This window comes from Salinispira sp., assembly GCF_059431795.1.
The window spans coordinates 144,349-162,141 of sequence record NZ_JBXWXS010000002.1; the positions used below are offsets into that span (position 1 = coordinate 144,349).

The following is a 17,793-nucleotide window of genomic DNA, read 5'->3' on the forward strand; positions in this document are numbered from 1 at the left end:
TGTCTTTTTTGCTGCGGCTGCTTTCAGTTGAATATATGGCGGATGTCGGAATTATCTCCCAGGATTTTTAGAAGCTGATGATGAGCTTCGGAGCGCATAATTACCCGTTTAGCCGTGGTTATAATGCTCTGCAGCCGGTTCGCCGTTGAACTGGTTTCCAGGTTTTCCTGTTTATCCTCAAGATTCATCATATCGCTTGCGGATATCAGAAAACTGAAATCCACCGGGTTCAAGCCTGCAAGATACTTCCTGTCCAGCTCCCGGTTATTCAGGGATGCCAGTTTTATGACCGCTTCAACGGCCTCGCTTTTCATCCGCTCAAGATCCTCAGAGCTGGTTGCGGTACTGCAGTCAGAGAAGAATTTTACCTCAGCGGTGAGATATTCTCCCGAATCATCAACGTTTTCCAAAGTGAAGCGGTCAGAACCCTGAATAATAATGTCTTTTCTGCCGTCTTCGTATTCTTTCAACACATTGGTTATTTTTCCGGAACAGCCGGTGGACTTAAAACTGCTTCCATCGTAATACACGATCCCGAAGGGCTCATCGTGTTTGAGGCAGCGGGCCACCATCAGCCGGTAACGCTCTTCAAAAATATGCAGGGGCAACTGCATTCCCGGAAGGAGTACAACCCCCAATGGAAAAATCGGTATTATTTGTTTCATCTCAATTCAATATACAAAAAACCCGGGGAAAAGAAAAACATGGATTTCATAAGACGGGGCTGCCATCCTAACCGAGAAACACAGATTCAACACGGATGAAGGTTTTAGCTAAATGACATTCAAAAAACCGCCGAAACGGGTTCTCCCTGGCGGATTGAACTGATAGAATACCCGCCAATCGGTGTACTTCGGAGCAGTACCTCACATTGACGGTGGTATTGGAAAAAACTATACTTCGTGGTGTACCGAGTGTATTAATCCCAATCCCAAAACGGAGTACGACCGTGAAAAAGTTAACCAAAATAGTCGCGACCATATCTGATATGAATTGCGAACCGGATTTTATCCGATCCCTGTACGATGCCGGAATGAGCGCAGTGCGCTTGAACACCGCCCACCAGGAGCATAAAGACAGCCTGAAAGTGGTGGAAAATGTCCGGAAAGTATCCGATGCAATCCCGCTTGTACTGGATACCAAGGGACCCGAAGTCCGAACCACGAAGAAAGAGTCCGATATCAACGTAGAAACCGGCGATATTATCAAAATGATGGGCGATCCCGATAAGCTTTCCAGCAAGGAATGCGTGTATCTGAACTATGAAGGGTTCGTGGAAGATGTTCCGGTGGGCAAGCTGATTCTTATTGATGACGGAGATGTTGCTCTTGTGGTGAAAGAAAAGAAAGACAACGCCCTGATTTGTGAAGTCCAGAACGACGGCGAAATCGGGGGAAAGAAGAGTGTGAATGTTCCAGGTGTTCATATTCATCTCCCGGCTTTGAGCGAACGGGACAGAGGCTACATTGATTTTGCGATAGAACACGAAATAGATTTTATCGCCCATTCTTTCGTGCGCAATAAAGAAGATGTGAAAGCCATTCAGGACATACTGGATGAGCATAACAGCGAATCAAAGATTATTGCCAAAATTGAAAACCAGGAAGGTGTGGAAAATATTGATGAAATTATTGATCACGTCCACGGCATTATGGTTGCCCGGGGAGACCTGGGAATAGAAATTGCTGCTGAAAAAATTCCTGCAATCCAGAAGAAGATCATCCGGAAGTGCCGGGAAAAATGCAAGCCTGTTATTACCGCAACCCAGATGCTTCACACCATGATCAAGAAACCCCGCCCCACCCGTGCGGAGGTAAGCGATGTGGCGAATGCCGTATATGACGGTACCGATTCACTGATGCTCAGTGGTGAAACCGCGTATGGGGATTATCCCCTGGAGTCGGTTCAGACCATGGCGAGGATCGCTAAATCCGCCGAAGAAGCTACGGATGCGATGGTGAATATCGATGTAGATGCCTCCAGCAAGCAGATTCCTGCGTTCCTTGCCCGGACCGCGGTGAAAGCTGAATCAAAGATTCCCATGAAAGGAATTGTTATCGATACTTCAACCGGGCGCACCGCCCGCTATATTTCTGCATTCCGGGGAAATATTCCCATCTACGTGGAATGCTATGATCCCAAGGTGATGCGCCAGTTGGCAATTACCTACGGCGTTACAGCGAGCTATATGCCTGCCCGGCAGGAAGGGGTTGAAAAATTCATTAATAAGAGTTTGAACCACCTTGTGAAGGATAATCTGCTGCAGAAAGAAGATACGGTTCTTGTTCTGGCGGGTAACTTCGGCCCTTCAACCGGAGCTTCCTTCCTGGAAATTTCCACAGTGCAGAACATGCTGCAGCTCTAAAATTCCCGGAAAGATCCATTTTTCAGCAGGGCAGGGGAGTTTTTCCTCTGCTCTGCACCAAAGACCCGGACGGAAGTTTGCAATGCTTCCCGCCGGGTCTTTTTTTTTCCGCAGAATGGGATATAATTTCATCAAGGGGAGAGGATTGGATCCGCTACGAAAGGCACGGGACCTCATGCACTTGGGTAATTACCGCGCTGCAAAGGATATATATCAGGACCTCAGCAGAAATGATCCGGAAAACGAACCGGTGCATTTTCAGCTTGGGCTATGCTACAGCGCGGATCGGGACTATGAGAACGCCCGGCGGGAGTTCGAATCCTGTATTAAACTGGACCCCGGCCACCTGGAAGCCCACATCGAGCTGGGAGACCTTTATTTCAAATTAGGGGATGACAACCGCGCCCTGAAGCTCCTGAAGAAATCCTGTGATATCGATCCGGATAATGTGCGGGCGAGAACCTACCTTGCCCGACTCTATGAACATATCGGAGAATACGACAGCGCAATTATCCAGTATAAAATGGCAATTGAGGGATCCGAAGCCAATGAAAGTCCCCGACACGATTTGGCACTGGCGTTTATTCATAACGGAGATCTGCTGGAAGGCTACCTGATCCTCCAGGAACTGGTGGACGAGGCTGATCTGGGTCTGCTGTGGAGCCGGATTAATAAGACCGAACAGGATCTTGCCGAGCTGAATGTAAGTGCAACTGCGGATTATATTTCCATGCTCAGAGATGATATGGATACCGTGGAGGCACGGTTTTTAGAGACATACGGGTACTCAATCCGCTACACGAAGGGCATGCTTGATGCTCTGGAGCGTTTTCTCCAATTGGAAGAAGAAGAAATTGTTACCGTCCGCAATGAAATTCGGATGCTCATCCATCTCGGGGTGGGGTTCTCAGGAGATACAGAGCGCTTCGAACTGCAGAGCCTGCCGGGAAGATTCAGCGGCTTTCAATTGGGCTGCTATTTATATAGTTCTGAACAATTGACCCGATCCGAATCCCGTCTGCCTGGATCGTATCAGAAGGCGTTTGCCCAGGCCCTTACATTTCTGCAGCATCATCAATGAATATTTCGGCGAAAAAGCGGTCTTTTATATGCCGGGGACCCGGTTTACCCGACCCCCCGGCGGAAAATCTCTGCATCGCTTCATTTATAGGTGTTAAACAGAATTTCTGGATGCGTTAATAGAAGCCATGAGGCTCTTGATAATCAGTTTTTCCAGAACATCCTTTTGTTTGTCCCTGTCACCTTCCATGAACCGAGCCGTGTCTGAGCCGGCATCTTCCTGAAGCTGACGAATTTTCTGCAGGGCGTACTGCTGAATTACAATAACCGGTAAAATCAAACGTTCACGCATTTTAATCGATTCCCGTATTACCTGGTCGGTATCCAGCAGGCTGTTTTGCCCGGTAATGGCAAAAAGATTCCGGGTGCTCAGTTCAGCTTCACTTTTCAAAATATTCCAGAATTCGCCGTATTCCGGGTCTTCGTTCAGATAGGAGGTGAGGGGGAAATAGGATTTGCTCAAGCTCTGCATGGAATTTTCCATAAGAGTGCGGAAAAAGAGGCTGTTATGATACAGTTTCTGCAGCTTTTCCTTCTCCCCCTGTTTAATCAGCTCCTCCAATGCAGTGCCCAGGCCGTAGTATCCGGGAATATTCTGCTTCATTTGACTCCAGGCACCCACAAAGGGGATGGCCCTGAGGCTGTCCAGGTTCAGCGGGCCCTCTTTGCTCCGCTTGCTTGGACGGCTTCCAATATTAGTTCGGCCGTAGTAGCTCAAGGGAGTCATGTGTTCCAGGTAGGGCAGGAATTTGGGGTGATTTCGCAGCGCCATGTAATGGGCGTTTGCCCGTTCGGAGAGCCGCTCAATAAGATTTCGTTCTTCCTCGTTCAGGTACATGATGTCTGAAGGGAAGAGATTATTTTCTAGTCCCGCGCTTACCAGCTGCCCCAGGTTGTGGGAGGCAATATCCTCGGTACCGTAGCTCGAACTGATGGTCTGCCCCTGAATGGTGAGCTGGATGGTCTTTGAATCAATCTTGCTCCCCAGTCCCCGGTAAAACTTATGGGTGTTCCCTCCGCCCCGTGCCGGTGGACCGCCCCGGCCGTCGAAGAACAGAACCCGGAAGCCGTGATCTCCGGTGGTCTGGGTGAGTGTTTCCTTGGCTTTGTAAATCTCCCAGTTGGCGGTAACATACCCTCCGTCTTTGGTACCGTCGGAGAATCCGAGCATAATGTGCTGATGTCGGCTGCGGTTTTCAAGATGGCCCGAATATTCCGGGATTTCATAGAGGCTGTTCATGATACCCGGTGCGTTATGAAGGTCCTCAACTGTTTCAAACAGGGGGACTATATCCAGGGGTAGAATATCGGGATCAAATCCGCTGAGCAGAGAGAGAAACCAGACTTCAAGTACATGGCTTGAACGTTCGGTATGACTGATTACATAGCGGTGGGCGCCTTTCTCCCCGTTCCGGGACTGAATTTCATGAATTGCTTTGAAACTCAGCAGACAATCCCTGCTGATGGCATCACTGCGGCTGTCAAGAATTTCCTCCATCAGCTGCTGCCTGCCGAGGTGGTCCAATTTCGCGATGGATTTCGCCGCTTGCAGCAGAGCTTCAATGCGCTGTTCTTCTTCTGCTTCTTCATAGCCCTGCCCGTTTAACATTCGGGTTTCAAGCTCATGGAGTTTGCCCCAGCGGCCTGTATCCAGCCCTTCAATAATATTGGAGCAGAGGGTTGTATGCACTGCCGAATCCTGCCGGATATCGAGACTTGCAAAGTGAAAACCGAAACACTGAATTTTGTATATGAACCGGTTCAACAGTTGTACAAAGAGGCCGTTATGCTCGCGGATTATGAGATTCCTGATTTCAAAGAGTTCTTCCAGCAGCTCATCGGCGCTGTTGTATCCTTCGTCGGATACCTCCACATGGAACACCTTTCCCTCAACCTGCTTGGCTTCATAAAGTTTCTGCACGTTGAGATATCTGCCCACGGGATTCAGGGTGCTGTCCAGCTTTTCCACCACCCTTTCTATTCGTTCCAGGACGCCGTCGAAGGTAAGCCTTCGGGTTAAATCCCTGGCATCTTCAAGGTAACTGCCTATCACCTTCCGGCGAAGCATCTGCCCCACTTCAGTAGTGATTTCATGGTTTACGAATGGATTGCCGTCCCTGTCGCCTCCGGGCCAGAATCCTAGCTCAATTATGGCAGGCAGATTGAGTGCGGCATCCTCATCCGGGCATATGTCCTCCACAAGATGTGCGTGCAGCTTTGGTATTACACTGTACATTACGTTTTCCAGCGTCCACATCAGTGACTGGGCTTCATCCAGAGGGGTGGGCTTTTTCTGTTTCTTAAAGCGGGTATTTCCCATTTGGAGAAGTAGGTTATTGATCTCTTGAAGATCATTTTTCTGCAGCGATTCCACCAGATCCACCAGAATGCTTAATACCTGGTCGGTGTAAAATTGGGTAGGATGGGCGGTGAGCACGATGCGCACCCGGTACTCGTCCAGCAGCTTCTGGTAATCATCCACAATTTCACTTCGCTCGACTCGGTTGAGGGTATCTTTTATGGAGCCCGGCCCTTGAGTGTCCACAATTCGAGTGAATGCAGAGTCCTCCATTGCATCGAAAAGTACAACCTGGCGTTCTGTCAGTCTCAGGAAACGAAACAGGTCATTTTTCAACTCCCGGAACGATTCGGTACCCACCCGCTGGGAGAAGAACTCCTCAACCAACTCGATTGGGGATCGGCCTTCTTCCAGTGCGTCGTGACAGTATGAGGTAAAAACCGGCAGAAGAATGCCGGAGGATTGTACGTCCGGGAAGGGCAGGTTCAGAAATAAGCCGTTATATATCTGATACTTCATGCCCACATGTTCCTGAAATGCAGAAAGCGTGTTCATAATATTGAGTCTCCTGAGTTGTGAGTAATATACGCCTGTGGGAAAATTTCGAAATCAAGAATTTTGAAATTTCCTGGATATTCAGAGATCAGTTATTTCCGGGAGACTCTGAATAATTCCACGGGCTGAGATTTATTCTTCAAATCGTAGGTGCCTGTGGATTCAACGGCAAACTCTCCGGAAATTTCACCGCTGATATTTCCAGGGAACAGTATATCACCGCAGACGGCCTTGCTTTCAACCCTGGCCGCGGTATTTACCACATCACCGATAACGGTAAAATCCAGGCGGCCCAGTCTGGGGCTGCCGTAATTTCCGCTGAGCATTTCACCCGAGTTGATACCCGCAGAGATTCCCGGATAGCTGAATCCCGGTGCAATCTCCTGGTTGAGAAGATGGGAAAGATTGTTTTGGACTTCCAGACATGCCCGAACCGCCTGGAGAACATGATCTCCTTCCTGGAACACAACCATTGCGGCATCGCCGATAAATTTATCGATGGTGCCCCCGTATTTGGTAACCGTCCGGGCAATTTCATCGAAGTATAAATTCAGCAATGAAGAAATACTGTCCGGGGGAAGGTTTTCGCTGAGTTTGGTGAATCTGCAAATATCAACAAAGGCCACCGTGGCATGGATTCTCTGGCTGAACTGGGTGAAATCTTCGTCATCCTCTGCACCTGAAGTTTCATGCTGCCTGGCTTCGGAAGAGTGGAGGGCCGACGATGAGCCGCCGTTCAAGGCGGTGAAAACCGAAGGATTGACGTACATTTTGAGCAGATTATTTTCCTTGACGGTTCGAAGACTTTCCTTTAATTCGGTAACAAAGCGGATTGTCTTATCCATGGTGGCTCTAAGATCTTCAAAATCTATGGGCTTGGTAATGAAGTCGAAGGCTCCGCGGTTCATGGATGCTCGGATATTTTTCAGATCCCCGTAGGCGGAAACCATGATTGTTTTCACCATGGGATTGATTTCCTGAACATGGTTGAGCAATGTGAGACCGTCCATTCGGGGCATATTGATATCTGTAATGACAATTTCGATATTAGGATATTCTCTGAGAATTTCTATGGCCTGTTCGCCATCACCGGCGAAGTGAAAGCTGTACTCTCCGCTTCGAATTTCTTTCCTGAAGCGTTGGCTGATCAGCCGTTCCACGCTCTCTTCATCATCAACCACAAGAAAATTATGCATATTATTCGTCCAACTGAAGTAATTTTTTTAATCCCACAAAATCCAGCGGCTTGGGAATAAACCCGTTTGCCCCCAGTTCTGTGCTTTGTCGGGAATATTGTTCGTTCTCATAGGCACTGATCATATACACGGGAATGGAGTCATCCATTACCCGGATCTTCTCAAGCAGTTCCAGACCGCTCATTCCCGGCATGTTAATATCTGATAGTATCATAACAACTTCAGCCTTTGAAGAGTTGAAAATCTCCAATGCTTCAGCGCCGTCGGAAGCGAAATGAAGGGTCAGTTTTCCCGCCCGGATGTCTTTCCGGAAGCGCTGCTGAAAGAGTCGTACAATTGCCGGTTCATCATCTACTACTAATATCTCCATACATGGCTCCTGATTTGGTGCCCGGTGCTCTGAGCTGAGCCCCGGATTCAGCGGTTTTTCCTGCTGGTTACCGGAAGATTAATGATGAACCGCGCGAAGCTGCCTTCGTCGCTTTCAACATCCATATGGCCTCCGTGTTCATCCCTGATGATCTCAAAAGATATGGAGAGCCCCAGCCCGGTTCCCTTTCCTGTGGGTTTGGTTGTGAAGAAGGGGGTGAAGATTTTTTCCAGGATGTCTGGGGGTATTCCCTGGCCGTTATCTTCAATTATCACCTGCACTTCCTCCGGAGACAAAAGCTGGGATTTTACCGTGAGTTTAGGAAGGAAATCCCCGTTTCCGGACTCGTTGTATTTTTGGTACGCGGAGTAGAATCCGTTATTCATAAGATTCAGAAAAACCCGGGAAAGATCGGCCCGGATCATATCGATGTGGGGAGTGTTGGAACTCAGATCCATATCAATATCGCATTTGAAGCTCTGATCCTGGGCACGCATCCCGTGATACGCCAAATGGACACACTCTTCAATGAGAATATTCAGATCTTCCCGGGAAAAGCTGTTGTTTCCACCCCGGGAGTGCATGAGCATATTTTTCACAATCCGGTCGCCCCGCTTTCCATGCTCATTAATATCCTTCATATTTTTTCCCAGTTCATCAAGAAGGTACTCCACATCCTCCTTATCATCCGGTTCAAGATGCGAGGTGAGTTTCCCCAGGTGGGCTTTCAGTTCATCCATGAGATCTACTGAGGATTCGCTGAAATTGGTGACGAAGTTCAGGGGGTTTTTAATTTCATGGGCGATGCCGGCGGTGAGTGCTCCCAGGCTGGCCATTTTTTCCTGGACGATAATTTTTTTCTGAGCGCTTTGCAGCTGTTCCAGCGCCTTTTCCGCTTTCTGCTGCAGCTGTGTGGCTTTTTGACGTTCCTCCCGTTCCGCTTCCCTGCTTCTGTGGAGGTTTCTCACCAGACGTTCCAGCTGAACCCGGTAAAAAACTATCATGTAATTCAGACCCACAATTGCCAGGGAAAAGTACACCATTCTGGTTTGGAGCAGCGGGCTGCCGTAGCTGAATACAAAATACCCGACGAATCCCAGAGTGAGAACTGAAACGGCGATGGATACAAATTTGGAAACCACAAAACCGGCGATTGCAATGAGACTCACCGTCATCACCAGCGAGCTGTAAATCTGATTTTCAAGCATGGCCGGATCGCCCAGTACACGGAATATCTCGCTGAGGAACGTGTACATGGTGGCATACATAACCAGGCCCAGACCATTATTTCGGTCGCTGCGCTTGCTTATCACCAGAAGAAAACTGACAAGGAGAATTGCCAGGGTAATTCCGTTGTTTATGACCGAAGCCGTTTTTCCGGCCAGGGCATCCACAATGAGACCATATGTCCCCCCCACACCGATTATCAGCAATCCGCCGTAATAGAGTATGGGGGCAATTTCGAAGGATTCTTGTATAAGGGAGGATTGGTTTTTGCCGTGCTGTTTCATAATCTTCTCCAGGTTGCATCGTTGCCCCTCGGGTGATCAGCCGCAGGGAATATGTTCCAGACTCATTGATGCATTTTTACAACAGATATTCTGAAGCTGCATCTTGTTGAGAATGTGTCAGTTAGAATGAACAAGAGAAATAATCTTTCTCTATCGTTATTTAATGTTCCATGACAACATGAAAAATCCTGATTTTTGATGCCGCCAGGGCCGTGAGAAATAAGCAATTACCGCTGGTAAAGATAATTGCTTATTTAGATCTCCTGCCCGGAATCAAGCAAAATGGAATTTTGAGTGAATCCGGCCTTTGGATTCAAGTATATTACAGATACAGGAAATTCAACACGATAATTCCGGGAAACCTCAAATCCATGGGAAAATTTCATGAAAAACGGGAGAAAATCTGGGAATGCCTGAGGATGATCTTCCATGAAGCTTTAATATCCCCGTCGGGTATCAACAACGGGTACGGGCTTTTGGAGATAAATATCGCAGATACGCCGGGCCAATGCTTGCAGGCGCATCCTCTGCACTTCGGGGTTGGGCCATTCACCGGCGATATGGGGGCTCATAACCAGGTTCTCCAGTTCCCAAAAGGGATGACCGGCAGGAAGGGTGTTCGCACCGCCCCCCTCCCCCCGGGGGTAGCGGTACCACACATCCACCCCGGCAGCCTGGATGCTGCGCTCCGCCAGAGCGGTGTACAATGCATTTTCATCGATTACCCGGCCCCGGCCCACATTGATCACGATGCCCCGGGGGCCCAGGAGTTCAAGCTCCTTTTCAGCGATCATTCCCCTGCTTTCATCGCTCAAAGGAAGGGTGGAAATTAGAACGTCACTTTCTTCCAATAGCTCATGCAGCCGTTCCCGGGGAAACTCATCCTCAACTCCCTTCCGGGGATTGCTGCGGATGAAGCGCAGATCCATCCCCAGCGCCCGGAGAGCCGCCTCCAGCTCCCCGGAGATTGCACCCCGCCCCAGAATGAGCACCCGTTTATTTCTGAGAATCATGCTGGGAAGATGGTAGGATCCCGTCCAGTCCCCTGTTCTGAGTAAACGGTCTCGAAGGGGAATATGCCGGGCGGCGGACAAGAGCAGTCCCAGGGTCAGCTCCGCTACGGGAACCGCATTATGATGAATATTGTATAACTTCAGGTGGGGGCGTTCCCCAAGCAGGGCAATGGTATTCTTCGGCGGACCGGCGAACGGCACAATGACCGAATGCAGCCCCTTCAGCCCGTCCAGCAGATTCTGATCCGGTCTACCGGCAACCAGCACTTCGGCCCGCATATCATCCGGATCGGCGGCGAAACCCAAGCTGATGTGTGAATCCAGTTGCCTCCGCAACACTTCCCTGTCGTCATCCGACCAATTATCCTGAAAATGTACATGCATGGTTTCAATATATCATCTGCAGGAGGCGGGGGAAAGCCGCCATACAGCTAAGGGAAAGCCCCAAGCCGCTAAGTGGAAAGTCGCCAGACAGCTAAGGGAAAGCCCCAAGCCGCTAAGTGGAAAGCCGCCGGTGTACCAGGGGAAAAGCGCTGAATTTGAACCGCGGTTCAAAAAAGTTTCATATAGAGCATCGTTTAAAATCGAATTGTGAAAGATGCCGAGTAATAGGTGAAACTATAACCTATTACCAATAAAGGGATTATGATTTCAAAGGTCTTGCCAATTTCTAAAATTGCCGGTTTTTGAAATTGCCTCAGTAAAACACTCAATTTTCTTGCTTCATATTTGGAGTCGGTTTACACTGTTGCTTCAAAAATACACAACATTACTACTGCTATAGTGGGAGACTGAATTACCTCTCACTTTTAAAAGGAGAATCTATGTCGCTATTGAACATGGGACTCATTGCCCTTCTGGCGGGCTCGGTTCTGGCTCTGGGCTATGCGATGAACCGCACCCGTTGGGTGTTCAAACAGCCGGTTGAGAATGAACGGCTGAAGAGAATCAGCGGTTATGTATCCGAAGGGGCCATGGCGTTTCTGACCCGGGAATTCAGCGTGCTGCTGCCCTTTGTGGCCATCGTTGCAGTATTTCTTGCAGTCTCAAACCAGGGACTTCTCCGGTTTCAGGCATTGAGTTTCGTTCTCGGTGCCGGGACCAGCGCATTGGCTGGATTTATCGGCATGAAGGTGGCCACCGCCGCCAACAGCAGAACCACCCATGCGGCCCGTACCGGCATTAACGAGGCGTTGAAAGTGAGTTTCACCGGCGGAAGCATTATGGGTATGAGCGTGGTGGGGCTTGCCATGTTCGGAATACTCGTAATTCTGTTTGTATCCGGCCTGTTTATTGATTTTTCCATTGAGGTTTTCTCCGAGCAGATCCTCCAGATTGTATCGGGATTCAGCCTGGGTGCAAGCTCCATGGCGCTTTTCGCCAGAGTGGGGGGTGGTATTTTCACCAAGGCCGCAGATGTGGGAGCAGACCTGGTGGGAAAAGTTGAAGCGGGTATTCCAGAGGACGACCACCGCAATCCGGCAACCATTGCAGATAATGTGGGGGACAATGTGGGCGATGTGGCCGGCATGGGAGCCGACCTCTTTGAATCCTATGTGGGTTCCATTGTGGGTGCCATGATACTTGGTGCCGCCAGCGCGGGTTCCGAACTTCTGCGTTTCCGACTCTCCATATTTCCCCTTATTCTTGCCGCTAGCGGCGTGCTGGCCAGCCTCATTGGGATACGCTTTGTGCGCATCAAGAAAGGACGCAGCCCTCAGAAAGCCCTGAACACCGGAACCTTCTCCGCAGCCGCCATTTCCGCAGTGTTCACCTTCGTTGCAGCCTGGTTTTTACTTCGGGGTGAGAGTTTTGAATTCGGCGGATATATCAGGATATTCATTGCATCGGTTCTGGGAATGGCAGCCGGGCTCAGCCTCGGTCTTCTCACCGAATACTATACGGGAACCGGAACCCGCCCTGTGAAGAAGATCGTGAAAGCCTGTGAAACCGGACCTGCCACAACCCTCATAACCGGAATGGGTGTGGGCATGGCCTCCAGCTTTCTTCCCATAGTGGTGATTGTGATCGCGATCATTCTGGGAAATCTTCTTGCCGGCCTGTACGGTGTGGCCATCGCAGCTCTTGGGATGCTCATGACCCTGGGAATCCAGCTCGCGGTGGACGCGTATGGTCCAATTGCCGACAATGCCGGAGGACTGGCGGAAATGAGTGAATTTCCCCCTGAAGTGCGGGAAATTACCGATGAACTTGACGCCGTTGGGAATACCACCGCGGCAATCGGGAAGGGCTTTGCCATCGGCTCAGCCGCCCTTACCTCTATTATTCTGTTCTCCGCATTTCAAAAACAGGTTGGCATTACCCTTGAAGATGTCTCTCTCCTGAACCCTCTGGTAATATCCGGTCTGTTACTGGGAGCGGTAATTCCGTATCTCTTTTCATCCCTGGCCATGAGCGCTATCGGCGATGCGGCTTTCGCCATGATTGAGGAAGTGCGCAGACAATTCAGGGAAAAACCCGGGATACTGCAGGAGACTGAAGAACCTGACTACAAGCGCTGCGTGGACATATCCACCACATCCGCCCTGAAAAAGATGATGCTTCCCGGTGTAATTGCCATTGTAACTCCCCTCCTTGTGGGCTTCCTGGGCGGGGTAAATATGCTTCTGGGGCTTCTCCTCGGGGTAACCGCCAGCGGCGTGGTGCTGGCTATTTTTATGGCAAATTCCGGCGGGGCATGGGATAATGCCAAGAAAATGATAGAATCGGGAGACAGCCACGGCAAGGGCAGTGAAGCCCATAAAGCTGCGGTTGTGGGCGATACCGTGGGCGATCCGTTCAAAGATACCGCCGGACCCAGCTTGAACATTCTTATTAAAGTGATGGCGGTTGTATCGCTGGTTATCGCACCGATTCTCAAGAATATGCAATAAGGGGGCTGAAATGGACTATACCAAACATCTTTACATGACCTTGTATCCCAACAATGCGTTGATCGGCAGTCATCTGGAACCTGAGCAATTCGCCAGACATTATACTTCCGGATCCAGCCGACATTACAGCGGCAAAGTGATCTTCGCACAGATCGATCCGGAGTACCGGAACGAGTATTTTCCCATTGATGAAGTGTATGCCGACCTGGTGCCCCACGAGGACGGCCGGCCGAAGGCCACGAAATTCATCAAGTCATACCGGGTTCTGGAACATGTTGAGTTCTCGGCCATTCAGCGTCTCTACCTGGTCACCCAGGAGGGCCATGCCCTGGGGCTGGATGCGGCCCCCCATGATGCTGAGCATGAAAAAGACAAAATTCGCCTCTATGCGGAAATTACACCCATGCGGATGATGGCCCTCTCCGAGCATGATTTTCCCAGCTTCGGAAAATACATCACCGATCCCACCAAGAGCAAGTCGGCACCCAGACAATTTTACACCCAGATTGATGTGGATCTAGTCGAGTTCATCAATAATTTCGAGAAAAACCCCTTCGCTCCCAGCCCAGTACGGAATATTCATCCCTCCACACTCCGGGATGGCTTTTACGAGCTGAAGAAATATATCGATAAGCATAACAAAGGCATTGCCCTGGATAGCAATCTTGACCAGTTCAGCTTTGCCATTATCAGGCATGGGTTTATGTTTGCTTCCCAGGACAAAACCAAGTTCTTCCCCATGCCTGAACTGGGTGCAATAGAGAAAGAGCATTTCAAGTTTTTCCGCACCATGTGAGGATGCAAATGGAATTAACACTGCAGCAGGCGAAGAGTCTGGTACAGGACGGCGCTCTGGATGCTCAGCTTGCATCCCTCTATTCCTCCCCTGCAGCCGGAGGGGAGGCTTCAGGCGTTCTGGACGCCCAGCGCCGGCGCTACATAATGCTTCTGGACGCCCTGGGGGAAATCAGCGGTCTGGATTCCGGAACTTCCGCAGCCTACCGGCTGTTATCCGCCCCCGGGCGTACGGAACTGGGGGGGAATCACACCGACCACAACGGAGGCAGGGTTCTGGCCGCATCGGTGCATCTGGATATTGGAGCGGCTGCGGTTCCCCGGTCCGACGGCCGGGTGATCGTCCGCTCACAGGGCTTCGATGAAATCGTTCTTGAGTTGACCGATCTCAGTCCCCGCAGCCGGGAGGAGGGAAGCACCGCTTCTCTCATCCGGGGTGTTGCCGCCTGGTTCAGCCAGAACGGCTACGCAATTGGCGGATTTTCCGCCTCCATGCACGGGCTGGTTCCCCCGGGTTCCGGGCTGTCTTCTTCAGCTTCATTTGAGGTGATGATCGCCCAGATTTTCAGTCAGCTGTTCAACGGGGGCGAAGCGGGCACCCTATCACTTGCACTGGCGGGAAAGTACGCGGAAAACATCCATTTCGGGAAGCCTTCCGGTCTTATGGATCAGATCGCCTGCGCCCATGGCGGCATCGTGGAAATCGATTTCACCAATGAAGAAACGCCGGAAATTTCGCCTTTGGACTACGATTTTGCTTCCCGGGGATATGTGCTGGGAATTGTGAATACCGGCGGAAGCCATGCGGATCTTACCCATGAGTATGCTGCGGTTCCGGAAGATATGAAGGCGGTGGCTTCAGTCATGGGGGAAGGGCGGCTGGCGGACGTTTCGGAGCTGGAATTCTATAAGCGTCTACCAGGACTGCGGCGGGATCCATCTATCAGTGACAGGGCTCTGCTGCGAAGCATGCATTTTTTCCGTGAGAATCGAAGGGTGGAAGCCATGGCACAAGCCCTTAGCCACGACCGTATTCGGAATTATCTGGATCTTGTGAGGGAATCTGGAAGCTCATCAATGCGTTTTCTCCAGAATGTCACTGCAGCAGGGGCGGTGAAGGAGCAAAACCTGGCCCTCACCGGCGGCATGGTGGAGAACCGCTACGGAAAGAGCGCGGTAATCCGGGTGCACGGCGGCGGCTTTGAAGGAAGCATGCAGTTTTATGCTGATATGGAAATTGCCCCGGAACTCATTCAGGATCTCTCCGGCTTATGCGGTCATGACAGCGTGGAGCTGCTGCAGATCCGGTCTCGGGGCGCGGCTGCATTGGAATGGCCCTAAAACGGGGCCATAATACGGGACCCGAGACCAGGGCCGGAACACTGAGCAAAACACTTAGCCGGAACATCGAGCAAGAGCACTGGGCCGGAGACCGGTAAACGGGAGCCGAAAAGGAACCAGAGAGGCGGAGCGGCCACTCCGGTTTCATTAGCCTGAGACCGTCTTGCGGTCCCCGGAGTCTTACTCTTCGAATTCCTGACGTTTTTTCCGACCCCGGGCAAATCCCAGACCGCCAAAGCCGCTGACAATTGCCATGTAGAAGCCCAGGTCATACCAGAATCCGCTGTTAATCACCTCATATACTCTGATATTTTCGGTAAACAGACTTCCGATCAGGCTGATGGGTGCAACCCAGCCGTGCCAAACGCCCCAGAAAAATCCTGCAGGATTCTCTGCCTCAATTGATCCGTCACCCGGCAGACATGAACTGATGCTCATGACGATAATCAGCACAACTCCCAGGTATATCCATCTCTTTGTCTTCATCACATCTCCTGAATTTTACTGGTCTTATCAGCCTGTAACAGTTCATATGCATCAGGCTGTCCCTTCATTGTACCGTTGGGATGGATTTTTATTCAGATTCCATTGCCCCGGGTATGAAAAGTTTTCCGGCTGCAAGATATTTATATCCTGAGGTGTTTCTACCTGGAAAAGTGAACACCTGAAGTCTGCCGGCATAATAAAACTCCAGCTGATTCTGATACACTACGTTTAAAGCCCGCACTTCCTTCCAGGGAAAGGTATGCACTGCTCTGCCGTCATGGGCAAAAAACTCTAAGCCTGCAGCCTTCAGTATAAGCCGCCCCTCTGCCTGGTGCTTCAGGGATTTAAACTTGTACCCTGTGGCGTACTTCACAGGTTCATCCTGAAACAGGGGCGCACTGGAACCGTTGGATTCCAGCAAGCCCGACACTTTCTCCTTGAGCAGCTCCTTTTGCCACTTTGACCATTGTGAAATGGTTTCGAAGGGCGGGGAAAAGCCGTTTACAGCACGGAACCGCCCGTAGGAACTGAACGCAGTGGTAAAACCGCAACTGCTGCAGCGGAATACATCTCCTTCTCCATGCATGCAGTTCAGGTTCCGGCATTCCGGGCAGCTGAACAGCACCAGCTCCAGGGGTTCTGCCGGAGCGTGGGAAATATAGGGAAGATTCTGCCTGATCTGATACTCATGCTCGTCGTGAAACAGTGCGCTTTGTATTCGTTCCTGAATCTCATCCAGTGAAAGGCGGGGCAGCTCATGGGCAGAAATCGCAAGCTTGTACTCAATGCTGATGGGCCCCCGACGGCTTTGAAACGACCAGCGTGGAAGACTGAGGTAGCCGCCCTTAATGATCGGTACCACCACCGGACGCTTCGCAAGGCGGGCGAGTTTGGCGGTGGCGGGAATAATGGGTAGTGTCACGCCGTCCCAGGTCCGCTCTCCCTCGGGAAAAAGCCCCACATGCTTTCCTTCCCGCAGTAAGCTCAGCATCTGCTTCACGGTGGTAAGGTCGGTGGCCTGTTTCGATGTGGGGATGGCACCCAGCCTTCGAAGCCACCAGGACGCCACCGGATTGCGGAAATTGGCATCCGAGGCGATAAAGTACACCGGCTTTCGGATAAACAGGGAAACCAGCACCGGATCCCAGGTCATCACATGGTTGGGAAGCACGAGCCAGGGACCGGGCTGCTTCCCGATATTCTCAAGCCCGGTGGCTTCAACCCGGTAGCGCCACCGGAGGAATCTGCCGAAGCTGAGCTTTAAAATTGTGTGAAACCAGTGATATGCCCGGGTTTTCCGTTTCTGATGCATGACCTCTCCGAAAAATATCGCTCAATTTATCCCGGACATTAGGATATTGCAAGGAAAAATTAATGATTAATTTTCTCAGGAATCTTGAAAAGAACTGCAAAAGCGCTACATTATAAATAGTTGACTAAAAAACCCGGGCTTTTACCTGAAGATTCCCCGGGGTTGAGAAACAAGGGGATAAAGTATGAAACGGACAAGAATTTTGTTTGCAATATTGATATCGGCGCTGGCTCTTTTAATGAGTTGTGACCCTCTGGGCACCTTCGATGATGTGTCCAATCAGAAACCTGTGGCGGACGCAGGAGGCGATCAGACGGTGGTTCAGGGTGAAACCGTGTATCTTGACGGTTCGGGCTCCAACGACCCTGACGGTTCTCCCCTGGATTATCTCTGGGAGATCTTTTCGGTACCCGAAACCTCCTCCATTACCGATGACAGTCTGGCAAACCCGACATTTGTCAACATAGATGTCACATGGTCCTTCGGTCTTTGATATAAATTATGCGACTTCCTGTTCCTTTTTTTCCTGCTTGTGGAGTATCACCTTTCGGTCCTTCAACAAGTTCCTTGTTCCCC

Annotated in this window: 14 protein-coding genes; 6 read left to right on the top strand and 8 right to left on the bottom strand. The window is 50.5% G+C overall.

Going from position 1 to position 17,793, the window contains the following annotated elements; genetic code table 11:
* Nucleotides 1-23 precede the first annotated feature (23 nt).
* Nucleotides 24-665 (bottom strand): LON peptidase substrate-binding domain-containing protein, encoded by a 642-nt coding sequence (locus tag AC52PS_RS01090; protein ID WP_495561178.1) that lies wholly within the window; start codon nucleotides 663-665, stop codon nucleotides 24-26.
* A 284-nt stretch (nucleotides 666-949) separates the two neighbouring features.
* On the opposite strand from AC52PS_RS01090, the gene pyk reads away from it, so the two are divergent.
* Nucleotides 950-2,365: a pyruvate kinase gene (pyk, locus tag AC52PS_RS01095; protein WP_495561179.1), complete on the top strand. Its 1,416-nt coding sequence runs from the start codon at nucleotides 950-952 to the stop codon at nucleotides 2,363-2,365.
* Between the two features lie 145 nt (nucleotides 2,366-2,510).
* Entirely contained in the window at nucleotides 2,511-3,446 is a 936-nt protein-coding gene (locus AC52PS_RS01100) for a tetratricopeptide repeat protein (RefSeq protein WP_495561180.1), read from the top strand.
* 93 nt (nucleotides 3,447-3,539) lie between these two features.
* Here the strand turns inward: AC52PS_RS01100 and AC52PS_RS01105 are convergent, their stop codons facing one another.
* The 5 genes from AC52PS_RS01105 to AC52PS_RS01125 all read right to left on the bottom strand — a co-directional run bounded on the left by AC52PS_RS01105 (nucleotide 3,540) and on the right by AC52PS_RS01125 (nucleotide 10,773).
* Nucleotides 3,540-6,299: a phosphoenolpyruvate carboxylase gene (locus AC52PS_RS01105; RefSeq protein WP_495561181.1), complete on the bottom strand. Its 2,760-nt coding sequence runs from the start codon at nucleotides 6,297-6,299 to the stop codon at nucleotides 3,540-3,542.
* Nucleotides 6,300-6,391: 92 nt separating this feature from the next.
* Nucleotides 6,392-7,495 carry a response regulator gene (locus AC52PS_RS01110; RefSeq protein WP_495561182.1) on the bottom strand — a complete coding sequence of 368 codons (1,104 nt, stop codon included), beginning with the start codon at nucleotides 7,493-7,495 and terminating at the stop codon, nucleotides 6,392-6,394.
* A gap of 1 nt (nucleotide 7,496) precedes the next feature.
* Nucleotides 7,497-7,865, bottom strand: a complete 369-nt coding sequence (locus tag AC52PS_RS01115; RefSeq protein ID WP_495561183.1) for a response regulator transcription factor — start codon at nucleotides 7,863-7,865, stop codon at nucleotides 7,497-7,499.
* 47 nt (nucleotides 7,866-7,912) lie between these two features.
* Nucleotides 7,913-9,376 (bottom strand): sensor histidine kinase, encoded by a 1,464-nt coding sequence (locus AC52PS_RS01120; RefSeq protein ID WP_495561184.1) that lies wholly within the window; start codon nucleotides 9,374-9,376, stop codon nucleotides 7,913-7,915.
* A gap of 437 nt (nucleotides 9,377-9,813) precedes the next feature.
* The gene (locus AC52PS_RS01125; protein ID WP_495561185.1) at nucleotides 9,814-10,773 is read right to left on the bottom strand and encodes an NAD(P)-dependent oxidoreductase; all 960 of its coding nucleotides are present in this window, start codon (nucleotides 10,771-10,773) and stop codon (nucleotides 9,814-9,816) included.
* A gap of 440 nt (nucleotides 10,774-11,213) precedes the next feature.
* On the opposite strand from AC52PS_RS01125, the gene AC52PS_RS01130 reads away from it, so the two are divergent.
* The 3 genes from AC52PS_RS01130 to AC52PS_RS01140 are packed head-to-tail and all read left to right on the top strand — an operon-like array spanning nucleotide 11,214 to nucleotide 15,419.
* Nucleotides 11,214-13,283: a sodium-translocating pyrophosphatase gene (locus AC52PS_RS01130; RefSeq protein WP_495561186.1), complete on the top strand. Its 2,070-nt coding sequence runs from the start codon at nucleotides 11,214-11,216 to the stop codon at nucleotides 13,281-13,283.
* Nucleotides 13,284-13,293: 10 nt separating this feature from the next.
* A complete protein-coding gene (locus tag AC52PS_RS01135; protein WP_495561187.1) occupies nucleotides 13,294-14,079 on the top strand; it encodes a hypothetical protein in 786 nt (261 codons plus the stop codon).
* Nucleotides 14,080-14,087: 8 nt separating this feature from the next.
* Nucleotides 14,088-15,419, top strand: a complete 1,332-nt coding sequence (locus AC52PS_RS01140) for a galactokinase (RefSeq protein WP_495561188.1) — start codon at nucleotides 14,088-14,090, stop codon at nucleotides 15,417-15,419.
* 180 nt (nucleotides 15,420-15,599) lie between these two features.
* Here the strand turns inward: AC52PS_RS01140 and AC52PS_RS01145 are convergent, their stop codons facing one another.
* Complete coding sequence (locus AC52PS_RS01145; protein ID WP_495561189.1) at nucleotides 15,600-15,905, bottom strand: hypothetical protein; 306 nt, start codon at nucleotides 15,903-15,905, stop codon at nucleotides 15,600-15,602.
* 88 nt (nucleotides 15,906-15,993) lie between these two features.
* The gene (locus AC52PS_RS01150; RefSeq protein WP_495561190.1) at nucleotides 15,994-17,217 is read right to left on the bottom strand and encodes a lysophospholipid acyltransferase family protein; all 1,224 of its coding nucleotides are present in this window, start codon (nucleotides 17,215-17,217) and stop codon (nucleotides 15,994-15,996) included.
* A 184-nt stretch (nucleotides 17,218-17,401) separates the two neighbouring features.
* On the opposite strand from AC52PS_RS01150, the gene AC52PS_RS01155 reads away from it, so the two are divergent.
* Complete coding sequence (locus tag AC52PS_RS01155) at nucleotides 17,402-17,710, top strand: PKD domain-containing protein (RefSeq protein ID WP_495561191.1); 309 nt, start codon at nucleotides 17,402-17,404, stop codon at nucleotides 17,708-17,710.
* Nucleotides 17,711-17,793: the final 83 nt, after the last annotated feature.

Bases quoted from the DNA above. Each gene is read 5' to 3' on its own strand.
- AC52PS_RS01110 (WP_495561182.1), bottom strand. From the start codon at position 7,495: ATGCATAATTTTCTTGTGGTTGATGATGAAGAGAGCGTGGAACGGCTG.
- AC52PS_RS01150 (WP_495561190.1), bottom strand. From the start codon at position 17,217: ATGCATCAGAAACGGAAAACCCGGGCATATCACTGGTTTCACACAATT.
- AC52PS_RS01090 (WP_495561178.1), bottom strand. From the start codon at position 665: ATGAAACAAATAATACCGATTTTTCCATTGGGGGTTGTACTCCTTCCG.
- AC52PS_RS01115 (WP_495561183.1), bottom strand. From the start codon at position 7,865: ATGGAGATATTAGTAGTAGATGATGAACCGGCAATTGTACGACTCTTT.
- AC52PS_RS01155 (WP_495561191.1), top strand. From the start codon at position 17,402: ATGAAACGGACAAGAATTTTGTTTGCAATATTGATATCGGCGCTGGCT.
- AC52PS_RS01135 (WP_495561187.1), top strand. From the start codon at position 13,294: ATGGACTATACCAAACATCTTTACATGACCTTGTATCCCAACAATGCG.
- AC52PS_RS01130 (WP_495561186.1), top strand. From the start codon at position 11,214: ATGTCGCTATTGAACATGGGACTCATTGCCCTTCTGGCGGGCTCGGTT.
- AC52PS_RS01145 (WP_495561189.1), bottom strand. From the start codon at position 15,905: ATGAAGACAAAGAGATGGATATACCTGGGAGTTGTGCTGATTATCGTC.
- AC52PS_RS01125 (WP_495561185.1), bottom strand. From the start codon at position 10,773: ATGCATGTACATTTTCAGGATAATTGGTCGGATGACGACAGGGAAGTG.
- AC52PS_RS01120 (WP_495561184.1), bottom strand. From the start codon at position 9,376: ATGAAACAGCACGGCAAAAACCAATCCTCCCTTATACAAGAATCCTTC.
- AC52PS_RS01140 (WP_495561188.1), top strand. From the start codon at position 14,088: ATGGAATTAACACTGCAGCAGGCGAAGAGTCTGGTACAGGACGGCGCT.
- AC52PS_RS01105 (WP_495561181.1), bottom strand. From the start codon at position 6,299: ATGAACACGCTTTCTGCATTTCAGGAACATGTGGGCATGAAGTATCAG.